18 protein-coding genes and 3 pseudogenes are annotated in these 18,058 nt (G+C 67.8%); 14 read left to right on the top strand and 7 right to left on the bottom strand.

Annotated elements, in window-relative coordinates; genetic code table 11:
* Positions 1 to 637 (bottom strand): DUF1998 domain-containing protein (locus RH94_RS19770; RefSeq protein WP_234425890.1); only part of this gene is annotated, 637 nt, incomplete at its 3' end.
* 159 nt (positions 638 to 796) lie between these two features.
* Positions 797 to 1,286: pseudogene (locus RH94_RS46720) on the bottom strand (DNA helicase UvrD); the annotation flags it as partial.
* 207 nt (positions 1,287 to 1,493) lie between these two features.
* Between RH94_RS46720 and RH94_RS19760 the strand changes: the two are divergent.
* The 4 genes from RH94_RS19760 (at position 1,494) to RH94_RS19745 (ending at position 4,859) form a co-directional block, all read left to right on the top strand.
* Positions 1,494 to 1,877 (top strand): restriction system modified-DNA reader domain-containing protein, encoded by a 384-nt coding sequence (locus tag RH94_RS19760; protein ID WP_158073003.1) that lies wholly within the window; start codon positions 1,494 to 1,496, stop codon positions 1,875 to 1,877.
* Between the two features lie 81 nt (positions 1,878 to 1,958).
* Positions 1,959 to 2,855 (top strand): ABC-three component system protein, encoded by an 897-nt coding sequence (locus RH94_RS19755; protein ID WP_073945971.1) that lies wholly within the window; start codon positions 1,959 to 1,961, stop codon positions 2,853 to 2,855.
* A complete protein-coding gene (locus RH94_RS19750) occupies positions 2,852 to 3,118 on the top strand; it encodes an ABC-three component system middle component 6 (protein WP_073945972.1) in 267 nt (88 codons plus the stop codon). The genes RH94_RS19755 and RH94_RS19750 overlap by 4 nt, the downstream gene beginning before the upstream one ends.
* The gene (locus RH94_RS19745; RefSeq protein ID WP_073945973.1) at positions 3,096 to 4,859 is read left to right on the top strand and encodes an ABC-three component system protein; all 1,764 of its coding nucleotides are present in this window, start codon (positions 3,096 to 3,098) and stop codon (positions 4,857 to 4,859) included. Before RH94_RS19750 ends, RH94_RS19745 begins: the two co-directional genes overlap by 23 nt.
* A 204-nt stretch (positions 4,860 to 5,063) precedes the next feature.
* Here RH94_RS19745 and RH94_RS19740 read toward each other — a convergent pair whose 3' ends face one another.
* The 3 genes and pseudogenes from RH94_RS19740 to RH94_RS38895 all read right to left on the bottom strand — a co-directional run bounded on the left by RH94_RS19740 (position 5,064) and on the right by RH94_RS38895 (position 7,666).
* Entirely contained in the window at positions 5,064 to 5,615 is a 552-nt protein-coding gene (locus tag RH94_RS19740) for a hypothetical protein (RefSeq protein ID WP_073945974.1), read from the bottom strand.
* A complete protein-coding gene (locus RH94_RS19735; protein ID WP_234425467.1) occupies positions 5,612 to 6,682 on the bottom strand; it encodes an AAA family ATPase in 1,071 nt (356 codons plus the stop codon). Before RH94_RS19735 ends, RH94_RS19740 begins: the two co-directional genes overlap by 4 nt.
* A gap of 510 nt (positions 6,683 to 7,192) precedes the next feature.
* Positions 7,193 to 7,666, bottom strand: a pseudogene (locus RH94_RS38895) (DNA-processing protein DprA).
* Between the two features lie 75 nt (positions 7,667 to 7,741).
* Here RH94_RS38895 and RH94_RS19715 point away from each other — a divergent pair.
* Positions 7,742 to 8,011, top strand: coding sequence for a hypothetical protein (locus tag RH94_RS19715; protein ID WP_234425468.1), 270 nt, complete (start codon positions 7,742 to 7,744; stop codon positions 8,009 to 8,011).
* Between the two features lie 63 nt (positions 8,012 to 8,074).
* On the opposite strand, the gene RH94_RS19710 is transcribed toward RH94_RS19715, so the two are convergent.
* Positions 8,075 to 8,545 (bottom strand): ATP-binding protein, encoded by a 471-nt coding sequence (locus tag RH94_RS19710; protein ID WP_073945977.1) that lies wholly within the window; start codon positions 8,543 to 8,545, stop codon positions 8,075 to 8,077.
* A gap of 164 nt (positions 8,546 to 8,709) precedes the next feature.
* On the opposite strand from RH94_RS19710, the gene RH94_RS19705 reads away from it, so the two are divergent.
* The 9 genes from RH94_RS19705 to RH94_RS19665 all read left to right on the top strand — a co-directional run bounded on the left by RH94_RS19705 (position 8,710) and on the right by RH94_RS19665 (position 16,282).
* On the top strand, positions 8,710 to 9,579 hold the full coding sequence (locus RH94_RS19705; RefSeq protein ID WP_073948857.1) for a helix-turn-helix domain-containing protein: 870 nt from the start codon (positions 8,710 to 8,712) through the stop codon (positions 9,577 to 9,579).
* Positions 9,579 to 9,779: a DUF397 domain-containing protein gene (locus RH94_RS19700; protein ID WP_073948856.1), complete on the top strand. Its 201-nt coding sequence runs from the start codon at positions 9,579 to 9,581 to the stop codon at positions 9,777 to 9,779. The genes RH94_RS19705 and RH94_RS19700 overlap by 1 nt, the downstream gene beginning before the upstream one ends.
* 248 nt (positions 9,780 to 10,027) lie before the next feature.
* Positions 10,028 to 11,179: a hypothetical protein gene (locus RH94_RS19695; RefSeq protein WP_234425889.1), complete on the top strand. Its 1,152-nt coding sequence runs from the start codon at positions 10,028 to 10,030 to the stop codon at positions 11,177 to 11,179.
* Positions 11,180 to 11,409: 230 nt separating this feature from the next.
* The gene (locus RH94_RS19690; RefSeq protein ID WP_073948854.1) at positions 11,410 to 12,561 is read left to right on the top strand and encodes a hypothetical protein; all 1,152 of its coding nucleotides are present in this window, start codon (positions 11,410 to 11,412) and stop codon (positions 12,559 to 12,561) included.
* Positions 12,558 to 13,415: a carbohydrate kinase family protein gene (locus RH94_RS19685; protein ID WP_234425888.1), complete on the top strand. Its 858-nt coding sequence runs from the start codon at positions 12,558 to 12,560 to the stop codon at positions 13,413 to 13,415. Before RH94_RS19690 ends, RH94_RS19685 begins: the two co-directional genes overlap by 4 nt.
* A gap of 53 nt (positions 13,416 to 13,468) precedes the next feature.
* Positions 13,469 to 14,047, top strand: coding sequence for a 2'-5' RNA ligase family protein (locus RH94_RS19680; protein WP_234425887.1), 579 nt, complete (start codon positions 13,469 to 13,471; stop codon positions 14,045 to 14,047).
* Positions 14,044 to 14,808, top strand: a complete 765-nt coding sequence (locus tag RH94_RS19675; protein WP_073948851.1) for an inositol monophosphatase family protein — start codon at positions 14,044 to 14,046, stop codon at positions 14,806 to 14,808. Before RH94_RS19680 ends, RH94_RS19675 begins: the two co-directional genes overlap by 4 nt.
* Positions 14,809 to 15,212: 404 nt before the next feature.
* On the top strand, positions 15,213 to 16,085 hold the full coding sequence (locus RH94_RS19670) for a helix-turn-helix domain-containing protein (protein WP_073948850.1): 873 nt from the start codon (positions 15,213 to 15,215) through the stop codon (positions 16,083 to 16,085).
* Positions 16,082 to 16,282, top strand: a complete 201-nt coding sequence (locus RH94_RS19665) for a DUF397 domain-containing protein (RefSeq protein ID WP_073948849.1) — start codon at positions 16,082 to 16,084, stop codon at positions 16,280 to 16,282. The genes RH94_RS19670 and RH94_RS19665 overlap by 4 nt, the downstream gene beginning before the upstream one ends.
* A 24-nt stretch (positions 16,283 to 16,306) precedes the next feature.
* On the opposite strand, the pseudogene RH94_RS43945 reads toward RH94_RS19665, so the two are convergent.
* Positions 16,307 to 18,058, bottom strand: a pseudogene (locus RH94_RS43945) (Eco57I restriction-modification methylase domain-containing protein); the annotation flags it as partial.

The following is an 18,058-nucleotide window of genomic DNA, read 5'->3' as shown; positions in this document are numbered from 1 at the left end:
CGAGTAGCGCGATGGCTTCACTTCGACTCAACAACTCGTGGAAGCGCTCGTTGCGGAAGGTTCGCAGGCATGCGTGGCAGCTGCTCTCCGGGCCGCACTCGCAAGCGCCGACGCGGGCGAGTGCGGCCTCGACGACCGGTTCGAGGTGCTCTCCGATGCGGATCGCGTTGCCCGCGCCGCCCGGTGTGGTGTCGAAGAGCAGCAGCGACGGCATTCCGTCGGTTCCGATGTGGACCGTGCCGTCGATGTCGTCCCGGCTGATCTCCAGGTGGGTGGCCGCACCCTCCAAGAGCGCGTAGAGACCGGAACGCAGGGTTTCCTGCGTCGCACTGAGGGCGGTGAGCGGGTCGAGATGGATCTGGAGGAAGTCCGTCTGGTACCGGTGCGCGAGGGACACGACCCGCAGTGGGCCGGTGCACTGCGCGTCCTTCAGGAGATGAGGGTGCCCCGCACGCCGCGATGCCGCGCGGGCGTGCGGACGACCCCAGCCGCACCAGTCGCAGATCTCGTACCCGGCACCGCCCGGCCCCTCCGAGACGACGACCATCTCTCCCCGGGCGCCCGCCGACCAGGCCGTGGTGTGATCGGAGGCGAAGACGGTGGTCCCCTCGTGGATGTCCGCGGTGTCGGTGGACATGTGGGTGTCGCCGTACCAGGAGCGGCGCGGCGGGGTCTGCCCCGGGCGGCGCTGGGGTCCGCGTGCGGCGACGAAGCCGTAGACCGGCTCGATGTAGCGGCGCGGCGCGGTGGTGGCTGTTTCGCCGCAGGCGGTGCAGGTGGGGTCGACGGGCTCGGTGGCCTATGGTGCGGGCGGCGCGCAGGGTGACGTCGTCGATCCCGAGGTGCCGCAGCACGGTGTCCGACCAGGGGGCGAACAGCAGTTGGGGAGCGGCGGCGGCCTCCTGGGCGAACAGCGGGGTGATCTGCTCCATCGCGGTCAGGTCGCGCACCTCCAGGCAGCGGGTCACGCTGTTGACCGTGTAGAGCCGTCGCCGGGCCCAGGAGTAGGCCTTGTCGTGTGGGACAACGTGCACGAAGACGAAGAGGTCGCTGCCGTCGTCGGGCGCGAGCAGCACGATCCGGAGTCCGTCGTCGACGCGGATCGTCCGCATCCGGGGGTCACGGGAGCTGACCACGGACTCCAGGTGCAGCCCCTTGTCCGCGTGCAGTTGCGGGACCGTCAGCTGCTAGAACTTGGCCATCGCCTTGTGAACCCGGGCACGGGCCGGCTTGTCCAGCCGGTCGACGCCTTGCCAGAACGTGCTGGTGATCGCGATCTGCGGCATGCTCCCCACCTTCGTCAGCGCCGATCCTCAGCACGGCCGTTGACTCAGTTTACGGGTGGCGCTCGCGATCGTCGCCGACGGTGCCGCACATCACGGATGGCGCTCGGTTGTTCCTGGAGGGCAGTCGCGCGTGAGAATTGGACAACAGCTCCGAGCCCGCCCTACTTTCTCCTCCAGGTCGGCATGGGAGAAAAAGAGGGGGCGTCCATGTCCAGACGAACGATCGTTGTGGACGACGAGGTGTTCGAGCGTCTGCAGCGCGAGGCCCAGCCACTGATCGATACCCCCAACAGCGTGCTGCGGCGTCTTCTGGCTCTCGATGCACGGCCCGTGCGACCGGGCCCACTCGGACCGCTGCTCGACGCAGGGTTGTTGGAACCCGGGCAGCGACTGGTCTGGCGCCGCCGCAACCTCGCACAGAGGTATCTGGCGTACGTCACTCCTGAAGGTCGCCTTCGGCTCGACGACGGCCGCATATACGACTCTCCGTCAGGGGCCTGTGACGCCGTGGCGCACTGCAAGGTCAACGGGTGGGATGCCTGGCGCACCGGCGAAGGTGTCTCGCTCAGCGTGCTGCGCAGCCGGATCTGAGCGTCCAGAACAGGGGGCAGCACGGTGGATTTCACACAGCGTATGTTTGCGCGCTTGTTACTGCGTCAACAGCTCGTCGATATGGACGGTACCCAGTTCGAGCGGTTCGTGGACAGACTGCTCGGCCTTCTGCACGCCGACTACCTGCCGGTGCGGGCCCACGGCCCGCTGGGCGACGTGGGCGCGGACGGCCTGATGCTCAGCGAAAAAATCCTTTATGCCTGTTACTCGCCACGCACCGAGGTACTCGCCGACGTACGGAAGAAGTTCCGCTCGGACCTCCACAAGGCGATGACCAAACGCAAGGGCACCTTCACGACGTTCAGGTTCACGGTCAACGACAGTCGGGACCCCGGCATCCACCCCTTTCTGAGTCTGACCATCAGTCGGGCCAGGACAAAGGTGCACCCGGTCGGCATCGACATCTACGACGCGGACCGGATCGGCAGTGACGTGGTCCGCCTGGACCTCGTCGAGGTCGAGGACCTCCTCGGGACCCCGATCCCGGTGGAGGACCGCGTGTATTCGATCGGGCTCGCCAATCTCGCCCCGCTGCTGGAACACCTCGGTACGCGCCGGCGCACCAGCGCCCCGCTGGACGCGATTCCGGATGTCAACGCATACAAGATCGAGTTCAACCGGGCCCGTGTCGGCCCGGAGGTGCACGCGGCGCTGACCGAGGGACTGCGGTACAGCCACTTGGTCGACGCGTACTACGCCGGGCTGAACTCCGTCGACGAACACGACCGGGTGGCCCAGGGGTTCCGCGCGTACTACTCGCAGGTCCGCGACGAGCCGGGGAGCGACGAGGACCTCTGGCACCGTCTGCACCAGTACATTGTCGGCAACCGCTCGGTCACCATCACCACCACCAAGTGCGCGTCGATCATTCTGGCCCACTTCTTCGAGCGCTGCGACCTGTACGAAGTCCCGCCCGCGGGGTGGACACCGGGGGCGCCGGGGCAGGAGGACACGTGATCACCCCTACCAAGGGCATCTCCCCGGACCGGTCCCTGCTCGCCGTGGGTGCACAGATCTCCATGATCCTGAATCATCCGATGACCGTGTCGCAGGCGTGGTCGGAGTTCCGGTCGCGGCGCGAGGAACTGGGGCACCGCTCCCCCGTCAGCTTCGAGTGGTTCGTGCTCGGTCTCGACGTGCTCTACTCACTCGGTGCCCTGGAACTGCGTGACGGTCTGCTGATCAGGAGGAAGAGCCATGCTGCACCGTCTCAGCGCTGACGACCCCCGCTTCCGCACGGTCACCTTCCGCACCGGCCTCAACCTCCTCGTGGCTCATACGCGAGGCGAGTCCTCCGGTACGGACAGCCGCAACGGCACCGGGAAGTCCAGCATGATCGAGCTGCTGCACTTCCTGCTGGGCTCGACCGTGCGCAAACACTCCCTGGTGACCCGGCCGGCGCTGCGCAACATCCGGTTCACCCTCGAGCTGGACTGGCCGGGCCAGGCCCGGCAGGTCAAGGTGAGCAGGTGCGGGAAGCGTCACAAGGTCGTCGAGACCAACGCCCTCCTGGGGGAACGCGTCCAGCAGGGCCTCGACTTCGACGACGACGGCTTCGAGTACTTCGACGAGCTCACTGTCACCGAGTGGACTCGGGCCATCGAGAGCCACCTGTTCCGCCTGCCCGCCGACCACGGCCCAGGGATCTCCGGTCGCGCCATGCTCTCCCTACTGTTGCGCCGTGCCGGTGCCCATGCCTTCAACAGCCCGGTGCAGACGTTCCCGCAGCAGCGCCCGTCGGACGCCACGGCGAACCTCGCCTATCTGCTGGGGCTCGGCTGGCAACTGGCTGCCCGGTACCGTGAGATCGCGGCACGGGAAGCGACCCGCAAGCAGTTGCGTGCCGCCATGGACGATCCCGCCTGGGCCCGTGTGGTCGGCAGCACCGCCGACCTCCGCACGAAGATCGTCGTAGCGGAAGCGGATGTCGAGCGTCTCACCCGTGAGGTGAGCGCCTTCCGCGTGGTACCCGCCTACGAGGAGCTCAAGAAGCAGGCGGACGAACTCGACCGGCGGGTGCGCGCGCTGCCGGACGAAGACGTCATCGACCGGCGCAACCTGGCCGACCTCCGACGTGCCGTGGCGGAGACGAACGACCCGGAAACCGAATACCTGGAACGGGTGTACAACGAACTCGGCGTGGTACTTCCCGACGGTGTACGCCGCAGTTTCGACGATGTACGCGGCTTCCACCACTCCATTGTGCGCAACCGGCGCCGCTACCTCTCCGAAGAGATCGCCGAGATCGAGCGCCGGCTCGCGGACCGCGAAGAGGAACGCACCCGTCTCGGTGACGAGCTGTCAGCCACCCTCAGGGCACTTCAGGAGGGCGGAGCACTGGACGGCCTGACGGCGCGGCAGCAGCTTCTCGCCCAGAAGCAGGCCACCCTGGCCGCCCTGCGAAAGCAGCACGAGACGGCTCTCGCGCTGGAAAGCAGCCAACGGGAGATCGCCGAGCAACGGGCCACGCTGCGGACCACCCTGAAGGCGGACATCGAAGAGCGCGCATCCCAGACACGCGAGGCCATCCTGATGTTCACCGAGTTCGCCCGCCGGCTGTACGGCGGCGAGCGCGACGCCTACCTCCTCATCGATGCGGGCACCCACAGCCTGGAGATCACCCCGCACGTCGACAGCGGGGACAGTCTCGGCATCAACCGCATGGTGATCTTCTGTCTGGATCTGACGGCTGCCGTGATCTGCCACCGGCACGGCAGGGGACCCGACTTCCTCGTCCACGACAGTCATCTCTTCGACGGCGTCGACGAGCGGCAGATCGCGGAGGCCCTCAAACTCGCCGAGGAGGTGTGCGCCCGTGAGGGGCTCCAGTACATCGTGACCCTCAACTCCGATGTACTGGAGCAGGTACGGCTCCTCGGTTCGGTGCAGCACGTGTCACCGATCGAGCCGAAGCTCGACGACAGGTACGAGGAGGGCGGGCTGTTCGGCTTCCGGTTCTGACGAGGCGGCAGGGTTGACGTGATGCGGGGTGGCACGCACCAGCAATGGCGTTGCTGCCGTCTCCCTCACCGGCAGGATCGTCGACCGCTCCTTCACTGACACGCGGTTCACGCGCGCCGCGCTGGACGAGATGGACTGCGCGTACGCCCTGTGGTGTGCGCGCCTGAACGAGAGCCGAGGTGGTGATCGTGCGGCCGTCTCAGTTCATGCTGACGGCTCGTCGCCCACCGGATCCCCAGCCTCGCTGTGCGGCGTCGTGGACTGCTCCGACCGCCCCCGGAAGGCGGTTCCCTTCGCGGTCCGCGATTCGACGCGCTCCACGATGCGGTCGATGACCCGCTGGGGGTCCTTCCACTTCATCGCCAGCCGGTCGTGGTCCATCCCGTGCTCGGAGATGATGTCCCGCAGTTGTTCGAGGTTGAGCTCGCCCAGGCGTGAACGAAGTCCCGTCTCGCCGGCCTCGGCGAAGACCGCGAACGGCTCGATTACTCCGGGGGCCCTCCGGCTGCTTCGCCGCGGGCGTTCGGCCAAGCGGGACGTGGTGTGTGGTTCGGAAGGGGTGAGGGCCTTGCTCAGTGTCTTGGCAAAGCGAGGCGTCCGCGCGGCTTCGGATGCCACCACGGCGAGGACACGCGCCAGGGTGCCCGCGAGTTCCGGGTGGGACGCGCCGAGCTTCGTCAGGGCTTCCTCGGCCTCTTGCAACGGGGCACGCAACGTGCTGCTGTCGTCGGGCCGAGTGTCGCTCTGCTCGGTCACACCTTCTCCTTGACCAGTTCGATGAACTCCTTCGTCATGGCGCGGAAGGCATCGTACTCTCCGCGGTATCCATACTTCTGACGCAGGGTGCCGCGGTCGGTGAATTCCGCGGAAGCGGCGATGCCGTCCCTCTCGGGAATGTAGGGCGACAGCACGGTCGGCAGTTCCCCCTTGCCGTCCTTGAGTCGCCGAACGGTGTTCTGATGAACGGTGGAATTCGCCCTGTACTTCGTCACCACGATTCCGATTTCAACGATCTCATCCCTGTCCGCCAAGCCTTCGGCGAAGTCCCGTACCCGCCGCTGAATCTGAGGGATACCATAGGTGGACAGGACATCGGGAATCGTCGGAATGATGTACCCGTCAGAGATACGCAGCCCGTTCAGAGTGACGATGCCGAGGTTGGGCGGGCAGTCGACCAGGACGTAGTCGTAGTCGTCGGTGATCTTCCGAACCGCCTTGCGCAGAAGGTCGGTCGGGTTGTTGGAATAGAAACGCCCCGAGGACATGGTCGCCAGACGGTCCTGAACATCGATGAGATCCAGCGACGACGGCAGGAGATCTACCTTCCTGACCGCTTTCACCGGTGAGACGTTGCGCTGGAGCGTCTTCTCCAGATCGAACTCCTCGGGCTCACCATCAGGCCGGAGGGCGTCCTGGAAGAGGGTCGCCAGAGTGTGCCCGTTGTCGTTGAGAACCTTCCACTTCTTCTCACCGATGAGAACCGTCGTCAGGTTGGTCTGCGGATCGAGGTCGATGACCAGCACCCTCTTGCCGAACTCTGCGGAGAGGAACTCCGCAAGCCCCACCGTGGTGGTCGTCTTTCCCACGCCACCCTTCAGGTTGATGGTCGAGATGACATAAGCCATGTACTTCTTCCTCCGCTTGAGGTAGCGCCGAATGCGACTCGCCTGGAAGACCGGTCCGCTGCGCAGATCCGCGACGGGAGATGGGAAACGTTTGTCGCGAGTACGCCAATTAGCGATGACTGTCCGGCTGACGCCGGCCATTTCCGCCACTTCGAACAGACCAACGAGCTGGTCGTCAGCATCGGATGCGTCCTGCACGACATCTCCCGTGAACGGTCTTCACGTTTTCTCGCCAAGCGTGAAGGCTGTTCACGGTCGCCGTCAATCGCCAACGCCCGCCAGTGGTTGCATAGTTGATTTCGCACGCCCCCGGGCGCAGATTCACGCCGGATGAATTCGACCCAGCCCGTCTCCCCACCAGGTCCTCCAGGAGAAGGGCCCCTGGCATGCTCGGCGCCCGAAGATGGTGGCCCAGTCCCAGGCCCCGTCGTACTTGAGGCGCCGCACCGCCTTCTCCGGATCGCCCGAGAACATCGCGATGGCGTCGACGCGGCTGAACCCCCGCTCGTCCGACGACAGTCCGCACAGAAGGTTCGAGCAGCCACGCCCCCGTCCCCGGCGCCTGGCTTCACACCGGGCAGTGGGCCCCGGGAACCAGCTCCAGGGATCGGGCCGCGCAGTCGGCACAGATGCGAGCGCTGCCACCCAGGTAGTACGGGCAACGGACGCAGTGCGGGAATCCGAGGGATTCCAGTCCCTCGACGTGTCTCACAGGATGGCCGGCGCCAGTTGCTGACGCTGCTCGCCGGCCCTGCGCACCTGCTCCGCACCGGCCAGCTCCTGAAGGACGTCGGTCAGCTCGTCCACCACGGCCGCTCGTCCCTCTTCAAGCATCTTCGCCGCCCACGGCTGGGCGGCGACCAGCAAGCGCAGCAGGAACACCCGCTTCCCGTGCTCCGACGCGATGCGCGCCTGCATCTTCGCGCCCGAGGTCCGGGACGCCTCGATCACGACCGTGCCCTGAGTGAAGCCGCTCATGGTCACATTGCGCCGTGGGAACGTTCAGCGGGCCGGGCCGGCCGTCGGCCAGAACTGGGACACGACGGCACCGCCCTCCGCAACGGTACGGTCGGCCAGGCCGCGGTTCTCCGGCGGGTACATGGGGACCGCGATGCCCGTACCGACCACGGCGACCGTCCGGCCGCCGGCGTCAAGCGTCGCCGTGTGCGCCGCGGTGTCCACACCGCGGGCCAGTCCCGAGGAGACCACCACCGCGCGCTCGGCGAGGCGGGCGGCCCCGGTCGCGGCATCTGGCCGATGACGCTCTACCCGGGCGCCGGGCGCGGGGGCACGGCGGAGGTGGTGTTCCAGTACATGGCTGCACGGGCCCCGTTCACCGACCGCGCGCTGCGCGCCGAACTCCTCACGCGCCTCAACGCCCTGGATGGTGTCGACATCCCGGAGGGCAAGCTGGAGCTGCGTCCCAACATCCGGCTGTCCCTGCTGGAGAAGAACCGCAACCGCGAACTCCTCGCCGAGACACTGACCTGGTTCCGGGACCGCTGGGAGAGCCGGGGCACGTCCTGAGGCCCCGCCGGCCGACGGCCGGGCCAGGGTGAGGGCGGGGCACCGGGCGCCGGACTGCCCTGCCTACCCCCCTGTCCGGGCGGATCGCCGGGCGCACTCCGCCCACACCGTCTTCCCGCCCGGACGGTACGGCTCGCAGCCCCAGTCGTCGGCGAGGGAGGCGACGAGGAGCAGGCCCCGTCCGGACTCGCCGTCCGCGTCGGCGTCCGGTGTCGGCACGGGCGGACGTTCGCCTCGCGCGTCGGTGACCTCGATACGGAGGGTGGTGGGCGTCAGGATGAGGGCAAGGCGTGCGTTCCTGCCCTGCACCCGGCCGTGCAGGGCGGCGTTCGCGGTCAGTTCGGCGATGAGGAGAGAGGCCGCGGCCGTGCCGTCGGCGGCGGCGGCCTCCGGCCATCCTTGCTGCGCGGCGAGCCAGCGCTCGGCGGCATGGCGGGCGGTGTGCGCGCCGCGTGCGGTGGTGGGGAACGTGGTGCTGAAGCGGCCCGCGACGATGGTTGGTTCACCGGGTGCGGTGACAGTTTCCTGGTTCACCTCACCGAGGGTGACCGAGTCGGCTTACCTTGTGGAGCACACCGGGCAGTACGCAGGGTGACTGTCCCGATGCGGACGGTGTGATGTACGGGCGTACGGCCGTGACCTGGCCGGGACTTCGCCGGTTCGTCCTCGGGACACGGAAGACTGGGTGGTGGTGCGGCATGGCAGTGCAGCCGGGTGCGGAGGCTCCTACGGGCAGTGAGGCGGACGGCACGGACGAGGTCGCGGACCTGTTCCGGGCCCTCGGCCGGCAGGTCAAGGTCGCGCGGGAGCGGGCCGGGATGAGCCAGAAAGAGCTGGGCGACCGGATCGGGTACGGCGAGGAGACCATCTCGTCGGTCGAGCGGGCCCGGCGGACCCCGCAGCCCGAACTGCTGGTCGCGGTGGACCGGTTGCTGGCGTGCGGGGGCCTGCTGGAGTCAGCGGCGGAGGATGTGGAGCGGGCGAAGACGCGGCGGCGGGTGCGGCATCCGGAGTGGTTCAAGGACTACGCCCGGTTGGAGGCGGAGGCGGTGGAAATCTGCTTCTACAGCACGCTGACGATTCCAGGGCTCTTGCAAACAAGAGGGTACGCACAGACCATCTTCACAGCACGACGCCCGTTCCTGGACGAGGAGACCATCGAGCGGCGGGTGGAGGCACGGCTCGGCCGTCAGCAGATCCTGACCCGCTGGCCTCCGCCGATGGTGACAGCGGTCATCGAGGAGTCGGTACTGCTCCGGGAGATCGGCGGCCGGGCAGTACAGCGAGAGCAGATGCGGCATCTCCTGGAAGTGGGGCAACCGCGTAACGTGGAGGTCCAAGTGCTTCCGCTGAAGTGCCAGGGACACGCGGGCATGGAGGGACCGTTCATCCTGCTCACCCCTAAAGGTAAACCACAGGTCGGGTACGGGGAGTTCCAAAGCGTCAACCGGCTGATCACAGATCCGGAGGAGGTCCGTATGCTGGCCGCACGCTACGGAAGCATCCGGGGACAGGCGCTCAACCCGGCTGGGTCCTCGGCCTTGATCGAGAAGCTGCTGGGAGACTGATGAACAGCCAACAGCCCAACGAACTCAACTGGTTCAAGAGCACATACAGCGGCGGAGACGGCGGCGAGTGCGTCGAGGTCGCCGCCGACACGACCGCCATACACGTACGGGACTCCAAGGAACGCGGCGGCCCCCACCTCGCGTTCACCCGAAGCACATGGTCCGGGTTCGTCGCGGACCTCGGGCGGAACCGGATCTGACCTGCTCTCCCAGGACCACAGCAGTCCGCCCTCATGTCCACGGCCCCGGTGGCGGTGCCGGCACCGTCTTGGGATCCGCCACCGGTTGTCCGGAGGCGGTCCAGCTCTGGCCGTTCGCGCCCACCCGGACTGTCAGGAGGCACTCACCATTGACCGGGGATCTCGGTTCTCTCACCGGCGTACGGCAAACGATCACCGTCATCCTTCCTGTTCATCTCGCCACCCCTCCCCCATGGCCGGTCGGCCCCATGCCGTTCGGCCTCGGCAGCCGGACGACTGATGCCGAGACCCGGCGAACGTACTTCACACCGGCCGCCGCTCGCGTGCTCTACGGCACTCCGGGCAAGCCCTGCCGATGGCACCGGTTCCTGGACCTCCGACGAGGCGCGCTCCACCTGCAGGGAATCGAGTTACTACGCACCACCACCGAGCGGCAGCCGCACCAGGCCTTTGTCGTGCTGCACTGCGCTGTCGAGGGGCCCGCGCTGCTGGAGACACTGCGCGCCATCGGGCGCCGCCACGGCGCAGGCCCGGATCCCCTCGACGGCCCGCTCTCCCCCGCCGCGCTTCTCGACGGGATCGCGGTACCTCAAGCCGGCGCCCCGTACACGATCGCCTTCGTCACCCCCGACGTCCACCACACACCCGCGCTGCGACGGAACGGTCGACTGCCCAAATCCGCCGACCGGTGGCTCTGGTCCCTCGCGTCCCGTTCCACGGACACCGACTTCCCCGTACCACTCGAGGAGTGGCCGAAACAAACCGCACAGGCGCTTCGGCTGTCGGCGGACTGGAGCGCCCTGGTGCTCCGCAACGGCGCCGCATTTCTCGGCCATCGGGCGGACTCGGGCGACGGCGACTTCTTCGCCTTCGCCGAGTCGCACTGCCGCACCGTCTACCTCGACGCACTGCTCCTCGGCACTGTTCAGCGCGACCACATAGACGAGCTGACCGATGTTCTGTCGGGTATCTTCGAAGGCCCTCGACTCACCCGCCGGGTCTCCGCTCTCGAACGGCGGATCGCCGCCTTCCGCAGCACCTATTGGCGCCAGCATCTGACCGCGCACGGCCCGGCCAACGACTTACTGACCGCCTATCAGGCACAATACCGGCTGCCGGAACGCTTCAACGAAGTCCTGGCGGAGGCGGCCGACTACGCGCGACTCGTCCAGACCCAGGAGAGCCAGCAGATCGCCGCGGCCCTGGGGGTCCTGACCATCCTCGGCCTCCCGCTGACCACCGCTCTGGCCATCCTCCCGCTCCTCGATCTCAAGGGCGTCGTCCCCCTCACCCTCTCGCTCGGTGCCGCTCTGTCGGCCACCGCCCTGGCACTCACCACGCGTTACGGCCGTCTCGTGCTGTCCTCGCTGCGCGGCCGAGGCCCCGAGGAGAGCGGATGACCCCACGATCCGGAACCGCCCGAGGGTGAAATCGGCCGGTTCGCGCCTGTCCTCCCGGCCGGTGCGCTGTTATCTTCCTGACCTGCGTCCAGGGACAAGAGGATACGGATGACGGAGTGACCAGCAGCGAGGGTGAGCCGCTCCGGCTGTACAGAAAAGCTCTGAGATACGCGGAATCGGATCCCGAGGTCTTCCTCGGTACGGCGAGGAGAGCGGCGGAGTCGATCCTCTTGGACATCGCACTGCGGGAGGCGGTCGGCAGCAGGCCGACACTCGAGTCCCTCCTGACGGTACTCACCGGCAAGGGCCTGGTGCCACCCAAGATCGTCCTGGCCGTCCGCACCATCCAGAACTACGGCAACTTCGGCAGTCACGCACAGGAAGCGTCGGCCGGGGACATCTCGGCCGAGGACGTCCGGCCGTGCCTCGACGCCCTCACCCAACTGGCCGTCTGGTACGGGAAGGCCAGCGACTCACTGGCCGAGGAAGCCGTCAGGCACCGGCTCTCGTCCCATCAGCGCGGTACGGGCACGACGCGTGTCGCCGACTCGACATTGATCGTGGTGAAGGCGGTGCTGCTGGCCTGCGGCTTCGACAAGGCGATGGCACGACGCAACCATCACGTCGTGCCCGTCCAACTGCCCTGGGCCGACAGCCTCGTTCGGGACGTCTCCACCCGCCTCCTGGACATAGCGGTCTACAACGAGCAACGCGTACGACGCCTGTTCGAGACCGAGGAGGCGGTCCGCGACCGAGTCGTCCCCGTCGGGAGGGTCGGTTACTCGATGGGAGGGCGGAACTTCTACCTCCTCGCCGCCCGCGCCGGCCGCTGGGGGCGCACGACGGCCGAGGAGTTCCTGGCGAACCCCGCAGGCGCGCAGATCGCGGTGCCCAGACACAGCGACATGTTCGACAACCTGTTGTCGGCCCTGTCCACCGACGAAGGGGGACTTCGGGACTGCGGAGTGACCGTCCTCGACGTCCCGCACCATCTCGGCCTCGAACTTTTCCACCTGAACCGCGACGTCCTGGCGGTCGGCGGACAGAACCTGCGCATGCACGCGCATGACGACGACTCGTACTTCGAACTGCTCAACTCCGAAATGCTCCCTGCCTCCACCCAGGCACGGCTGCGATCTGCGGCCGCCAACACGCTCATCGCGAACCGGGCGTGGCTGGAGGAACTGGATCTGCACCCGGCGGAGTTGCACAGGGAGCTGATGCGGTCGTTCCATGCGGTCGGCTCGAACGAGGACCGCTTCGAACGGATGGTCCGTGATCTGGTGACACACGCGTCCTTCCCGCCGGAGACGCTGTCCGACAGCCGCGAACGACTGGTCCGCCATGTACTGTTCGAGAGTTACCGCTGGGGTTCGCCATGACCGCTGGAAAGCGGGTGCTGGTCGTCGGCGGCACGAACTTCGACGTCATCGCCCAGGCGGACCGGCTCCCCGTCGAACACGAGAAGCTACGCGGCGAGGCATGCTCCGTGGCGCCCGGAGGGGCCGGAGCGAACACCGCCGCCGGGCTGGCCCGCGAGGGCTGCTCGGTCCGGCTCGTCTCCGCCGTGGGCGACGACGCCGCCGGCGTCATGTGCCTCGAAGCACTTCGCGGGTGCGGCGTCGACACGTCCTTGGTGCGGATGGAGGCCGGGTCCCGGACAAGCACTGCCGTCGTCCTTTCCACGGGCGGCGGCAAGAGGATGATGACGTTCCCGGGCGCGGACCGGGGCCCGGCGTTCGAAACCGTCACCGGGGACGACGTACGCGGATCGGACCATGTCCACGTCGTCGGCGAGCCCACACCGGCGCTGAAACGCATCGTCGACCTGGCACACGAAGCCGGGTGCAGCGTCTCCGTGGAGTGGAACGGCAGGGACATGAGTGCCCTGGCGGTCGGGGCGGCGCTCAACTTCATGAACGCCGACGAAGCGGCTCGTCTGCCGCGGGCCGTTCCGTTCGACACGGCCACCACCGCGCGGCGCTACGCCGCACTGGTGTCCGGCGATGTGATAGTGACCATGGGGCCCGAGGGTGCCCTGTGGGCGACCGCCGGCGGAAAAGTCCTCCACGAGCCGACCAGGCAGGTGGATCCGGTGGACAGGACGGGCGGGGGCGACGCCTTCGACGCCGGTGTCATCGCCGGCCGGCTGAACGGGGACCCGCCGAAAGTCTGCATGCGACGGGGACTCGACGCGGCTCTGCACGTACTCGGAAGAATCGGAGCTCACCCATGACGAAATGGCTTGGTGTCGCGCTACTTCCGCGCACCGATCACCTGCGTGCCGCTGTGCGGTTGCAGAGACGCGTCGGAGCGGACCTCGCCCTGGAGCCTCCGCTCAGCGAGGACGGCAATCTTCCCCATGTGACGCTCTTCCAGGGCCCGTTCTCCGACTCTCTCGCTCCGACCGAGGTCCTGGCGGACATCGCCGCGTCGGCGGCGGGCCTCGGCCTGCCCGGCGAACTCCCCCTGTCCAGCCCGGGTGTGGTCTACCAGCCCACGGGCTGGCTCTTCCTCGCCCTGGAACGCCCGGCCCTCCTGTCGGCCCTGCAGGAATCCGTCGTGGCCGTGCTGGACCCCTACCTCGACCGTACGGCCTTCGACACGGACAAGGACGTCTCCCGCTTCACGGACGACGAGCGCATCAGTTACCAGAAGTACGGTTATCGCTACGTCGGAGACGCCTACGCCCCGCACATGACGCTCGGCCGCGCACCCGAGGCGGTCGCCCTGGAGCTCGTACGAACCGCGCGGGAACGTGTGGAACCCACCGGGACCTGGATCTTCGATCGGCTCAGCTTCTACGTCATGGGGCAGCACGGGGCTCATGCGGAGAGGCTGGCGGAAACGCCGCTGGCCCAGAGGTGACCGGGCTCCAGGAGTTGCTCCCGGTCGCCGAAAGGGCCGTCGACGACGCGGTCGACTGGCTGCTGACCGCGTCGGGAGAGTGGACGGAGAGGCGGTTCAAGGCCTCCGGCGAGGAGGTGACGGACTCCGACACAGAGGTGGAAGCACGTGTGAGCCGGGTGCTGGCGGCTCTGTCGCCGACCGTTCCTGTCATCGGTGAGGAATCGGCACCGCCCCACGGCCAACTGCCGGACCGGTGCTGGTTGCTGGACCCCATCGACGGAACGATGAACTTCGCCCGCGGCTCGCCCCTGTACGCCGTCTCCCTGGCCTATGTCGAGGACGGGGTGCCCCTGCTCGGCGTGGTCCACGCACCCGCGCTCGGCCGGCGTTGGACGACGGACCCGACGGCCCGTGTCCGGGCGGCAGAGGCGGCGGGACCCGAAGACCTGCGGCACGCGGTGGTCGGCGTCTCGGGAACCGGCTCCGGCGCTGTTCCCGCCCGGCGGTTCCTCGGCCGTCTCCAGGGCGAGGCCTACCGCCTCAGGATGCAGGGCTCGATGGCTCTGGACCTGGTGGGCGTCGCGGAGGGCTGGTTCGACGCGTGCGTGTGTATCGCCCCCAAGCCGTGGGACGTGGCGGCCGGGGTGGCGTTGTGCCGTGACCGTGGACGAACGGTTGTGGGCGCGGCAGGGAACACCTTCGGCTTCGACTCGCCGGTTCTGGTGGCCGGCACTCCCGGCCTGGTCCAGGCTCTCGTGAACCGGTGGGAGGAGAGCTGACGCCGCGCCTCCGCCGCCGTCGCCACCATCGGCCAACCGTGCCGGCGCCTCAATGACCGGAGCGACGTCCCCGAGAGCCTGGGCCTTCACTCGCCTCGGACTTCTTCCGGGTCGGCCCGCATTCCCTGGCTGCGTCGGTCTCCGGTCATTTCTGTTGCATGGTGCGCCGCTGCTCGGCGGCAAAAGCGGCCCGCGACGGTGGCCGGCTCACCGGATGCGGTGACGGTTTCCTGGTTCACCTCACCCAGGGTGACCGAGTCTGCCTACGGTGTGGAGCATACGAGTCGGTACGCAGGGTGACTGTCCCGGTGCGGACGGTGTGATGTACGGGCGTACGGCCGTGACCCGGCCGGGACTTCGCCGGTTCGTCCTCGGGACACGGAAAGACTGGGTGGTGGTGCGGTATGACAGCGCAGCCGGGTGCGGAGGCTCCTACGGGCAGTGAGGCGGACGGCACGGACGAGGTCGCGGACCTGTTCCGGGCCCTCGGCCGGCAGGTCAAGGTCGCGCGGGAGCGGGCCGGGATGAGCCAGAAAGAGCTGGGCGACCGGATCGGGTACGGCGAGGAGACCATCTCGTCGGTCGAGCGGGCCCGGCGGACCCCGCAGCCCGAACTGCTGGTCGCGGTGGACCGGTTGCTGGCGTGTGGGGGCCTGCTGGAGTCAGCGGCGGAGGATGTGGAGCGGGCCAAGACACGGCGGCGGGTGCGGCATCCGGAGTGGTTCAGGGATTACGCGCGGTTGGAGGCGGAGGCGGTTGAGCTGCACGACTACAGCTCGCTCGCGATTCCCGGGCTCCTGCAGACGGAGGCTCACGCAAATGTAGTGTTCGGGACCCGGCAGCCCTTGCTGGACGAGGCGACTATCGAACGGCGCGTGGCCGCGCGACTGGACCGCCAGCAGATCTTCAGCCGCTGGCCTCCGCCGTTTACGACCTTCACCATCGAGGAATCGGTGTTGCGCCGTCCGCTCGGTGGATGGGACGTTCATCGAGAACAACTTGAAGCGCTGCTGAGGTTCGGCGGGCTACGCAGTGTGGAGCTTCAGGTACTGCCAACGGAACGCAAGGAACATCCCAGCCTGGGCGGGCCGTTCATCCTGCTCACCCCGAAGGGCAAGCCTCAGGTGGCGTACCTGGAAGTACAACACATCAGTCGCCTGATCACAGATCCGGACGAGGTACGTATCCTTGCCGCACGCTACGGCAGCATCAGGGCACAAGCACTCACGCCAGAAGAGTCACTGATCCTGATCGAGAAGATGCTGGGAGACCGATGAACACCGAACAGCCCGCACGGCTGGACTGGTTCAAGAGCAGCTACAGCAGCGGAGAAGGAGGTGCGTGCGTCGAGGTCGCCGCCGAGGCCACCGTCGTTCGCGTCCGGGACTCCAAAGAACGCAGTGGCCCCCAGCTCGCGTTCGCGCGGAGCGCATGGGCCGGGTTCGTCACGGACCTCGGGCGGGACCGGATCTGACCGACCCACCCGAGGCCACGGCACTCAGGCCTCGTGGCGCGGCCCCTCCCCCGGCGGCGGGTCCAGCACGGTCCGGTACTCGCCGCCGGTCATCCGGGCTTCCTCCATGCGGTCGTAGATGTCGAGGATGAGGTCCTTGGTGCGGTAGGAGCCGAAGGCTGCCTCCTCGTCGCCCTTGAGCCGCGAGAACGTGTCCATCACGTAGGCAACGTCATCGCGGGCCAGCCCGTAAATGTGGAAGAACCCGGCATCGAGTTCCGCGCGCAGCAGTGCCCGCCGCGCTTCATTCCAGCGGAACGGGCTACCTTCCACGCCAATGGCCTTGGAGAAGGCCTGCATGTCCCATGCGGTGTAGGCGAGTTCCGCCACCCTTCGGGCAACCCACGCTGCAATGCTCTCGGCACGGCTCCATGGACACGACTCTTCACCTGCCTCAGGTCCAGGGACTGGGAGCTGGTAAGCCGTGAAGAACTTCAAGTGTGTACCGCTGAACTTCTGACGCGCAACGTAGTCGAGCACGTATGAGGACAACGCCGCCTGAAGCAAAGCAGGGTTGCCAATGGCAGGCAGCATCAGCAGGGTGCCATCAGGAACAGCGGTGCGTCGCAGAGCAGTGTTGATCATCGTCCTGCGGTCCGAGGAGCGGCAGATGTCACGCCACCCAAGGAGCCAATCCCCATACCACTCTTTGTCCGCCAAACGCGTAGCAGCCCCCGCCCACATGATCCGGTTGTTCTTCCTGTCCCGCTTGCCCGAGTCCACATCGAACTCAGGTGCCCAATACCTGGGCAGCGGAGCGAAGTCCGGGGCGTCGTGCTGTTCCGGCGTCACGCGCGGGAGGGTGCCCATGTTGGCCTGGGCCTGGGTCTGGCCCTCGTACGTGCCGAGGCGGTGGTCGAAGTGGTGGAGCATCTTCGCCTCGTACAGCGGGAGGTACCGCCGCTTGTCCTCCGCCTCGGGGCGGACGAACACGTTGCCGGTCAGCCGCCAGCCCTCACCCTCCAGTTCCTCCTTGACCCGGAAGAGGTGGGAGTCGTTGGACATGTGGAACATGGTCATGAACGTCAGGCCCCACGGGTTGGTGCCGCCCCAGCCGTCCTCGTCCGGCTCCCTCATCAGGACGGGCACCCGGCGGTAGATGCCGAGGGTGATCTCCGCGTCGCGGCGGGTGCGGAACACCGGAAGTGTGCCCGTGTTGGGGTTGACCAGCAGGATCTCCTCCGGGGGCATGGCGAACCGCCGGCCCTCCAGGTCCTCCATGTAGCGGGTGCCGAAGGCGAAGGACGCCTTGTCGACCCGCGTGCCCACACCCGTGACGGTGAGCAGGGAGAAGCGCACCGAGTGGTGCACGTCCCGGCTCAGGATGAACGCCTCGTTCTCGAAGTCCAGGAACGACGCGATCCGTGCCGTGCGCACCAGGTCCGAGAAGAACGGCGCCGTCGTGGCGTCCGTGGCGATGCCGGTCGGCAGGACCAGGCCCAGGCGTCCGGTCGGCGCGATGCCCAGGGAGGCCGCCTCGGCGAAGACGGCGTAGGTGTTGACGTCGCCCCGCCCGGCCAGCGGGAAGCGGCCGGAGTCACGGAGCAGGTGGCTGACGCCCTCGGAGAGGCGGCGGGCGGCGATGAACTCGGCGTGCAGCGCGCGGTCCGCCTCCTCCTCGCTCCCGGCCAGCGCGTTGATCATGCGCTCGCGGGCCGCCTTGTTCGCGGCCTTCGCGATCTCCTCGTTCCTGGTCGCGAAGAACTCCTGCTCCTGGAGCTTGACCCGCTCCCACGG

The organism is Streptomyces kebangsaanensis (assembly GCF_001906585.1).
Lineage (GTDB): Bacteria > Actinomycetota > Actinomycetes > Streptomycetales > Streptomycetaceae > Streptomyces > Streptomyces kebangsaanensis.
The sequence above is the reverse complement of the archived record's forward strand: the minus strand, read 5'-3'. Positions and strand labels throughout refer to the sequence as shown.

What these genes read in the sequence shown, in the direction of transcription:
- RH94_RS19705 (WP_073948857.1), top strand. Translation starts at nt 8,710, where the DNA reads ATGGCAGTGCAGCCGGGTGCGGAGGCTCCTACGGGCAGTGAGGCGGAC.
- RH94_RS19685 (WP_234425888.1), top strand. Translation starts at nt 12,558, where the DNA reads ATGACCGCTGGAAAGCGGGTGCTGGTCGTCGGCGGCACGAACTTCGAC.
- RH94_RS19695 (WP_234425889.1), top strand. Translation starts at nt 10,028, where the DNA reads ATGCCGTTCGGCCTCGGCAGCCGGACGACTGATGCCGAGACCCGGCGA.
- RH94_RS19715 (WP_234425468.1), top strand. Translation starts at nt 7,742, where the DNA reads ATGACGCTCTACCCGGGCGCCGGGCGCGGGGGCACGGCGGAGGTGGTG.
- RH94_RS19700 (WP_073948856.1), top strand. Translation starts at nt 9,579, where the DNA reads ATGAACAGCCAACAGCCCAACGAACTCAACTGGTTCAAGAGCACATAC.
- RH94_RS19665 (WP_073948849.1), top strand. Translation starts at nt 16,082, where the DNA reads ATGAACACCGAACAGCCCGCACGGCTGGACTGGTTCAAGAGCAGCTAC.
- RH94_RS19745 (WP_073945973.1), top strand. Translation starts at nt 3,096, where the DNA reads ATGCTGCACCGTCTCAGCGCTGACGACCCCCGCTTCCGCACGGTCACC.
- RH94_RS19755 (WP_073945971.1), top strand. Translation starts at nt 1,959, where the DNA reads ATGGACGGTACCCAGTTCGAGCGGTTCGTGGACAGACTGCTCGGCCTT.
- RH94_RS19670 (WP_073948850.1), top strand. Translation starts at nt 15,213, where the DNA reads ATGACAGCGCAGCCGGGTGCGGAGGCTCCTACGGGCAGTGAGGCGGAC.
- RH94_RS19760 (WP_158073003.1), top strand. Translation starts at nt 1,494, where the DNA reads ATGTCCAGACGAACGATCGTTGTGGACGACGAGGTGTTCGAGCGTCTG.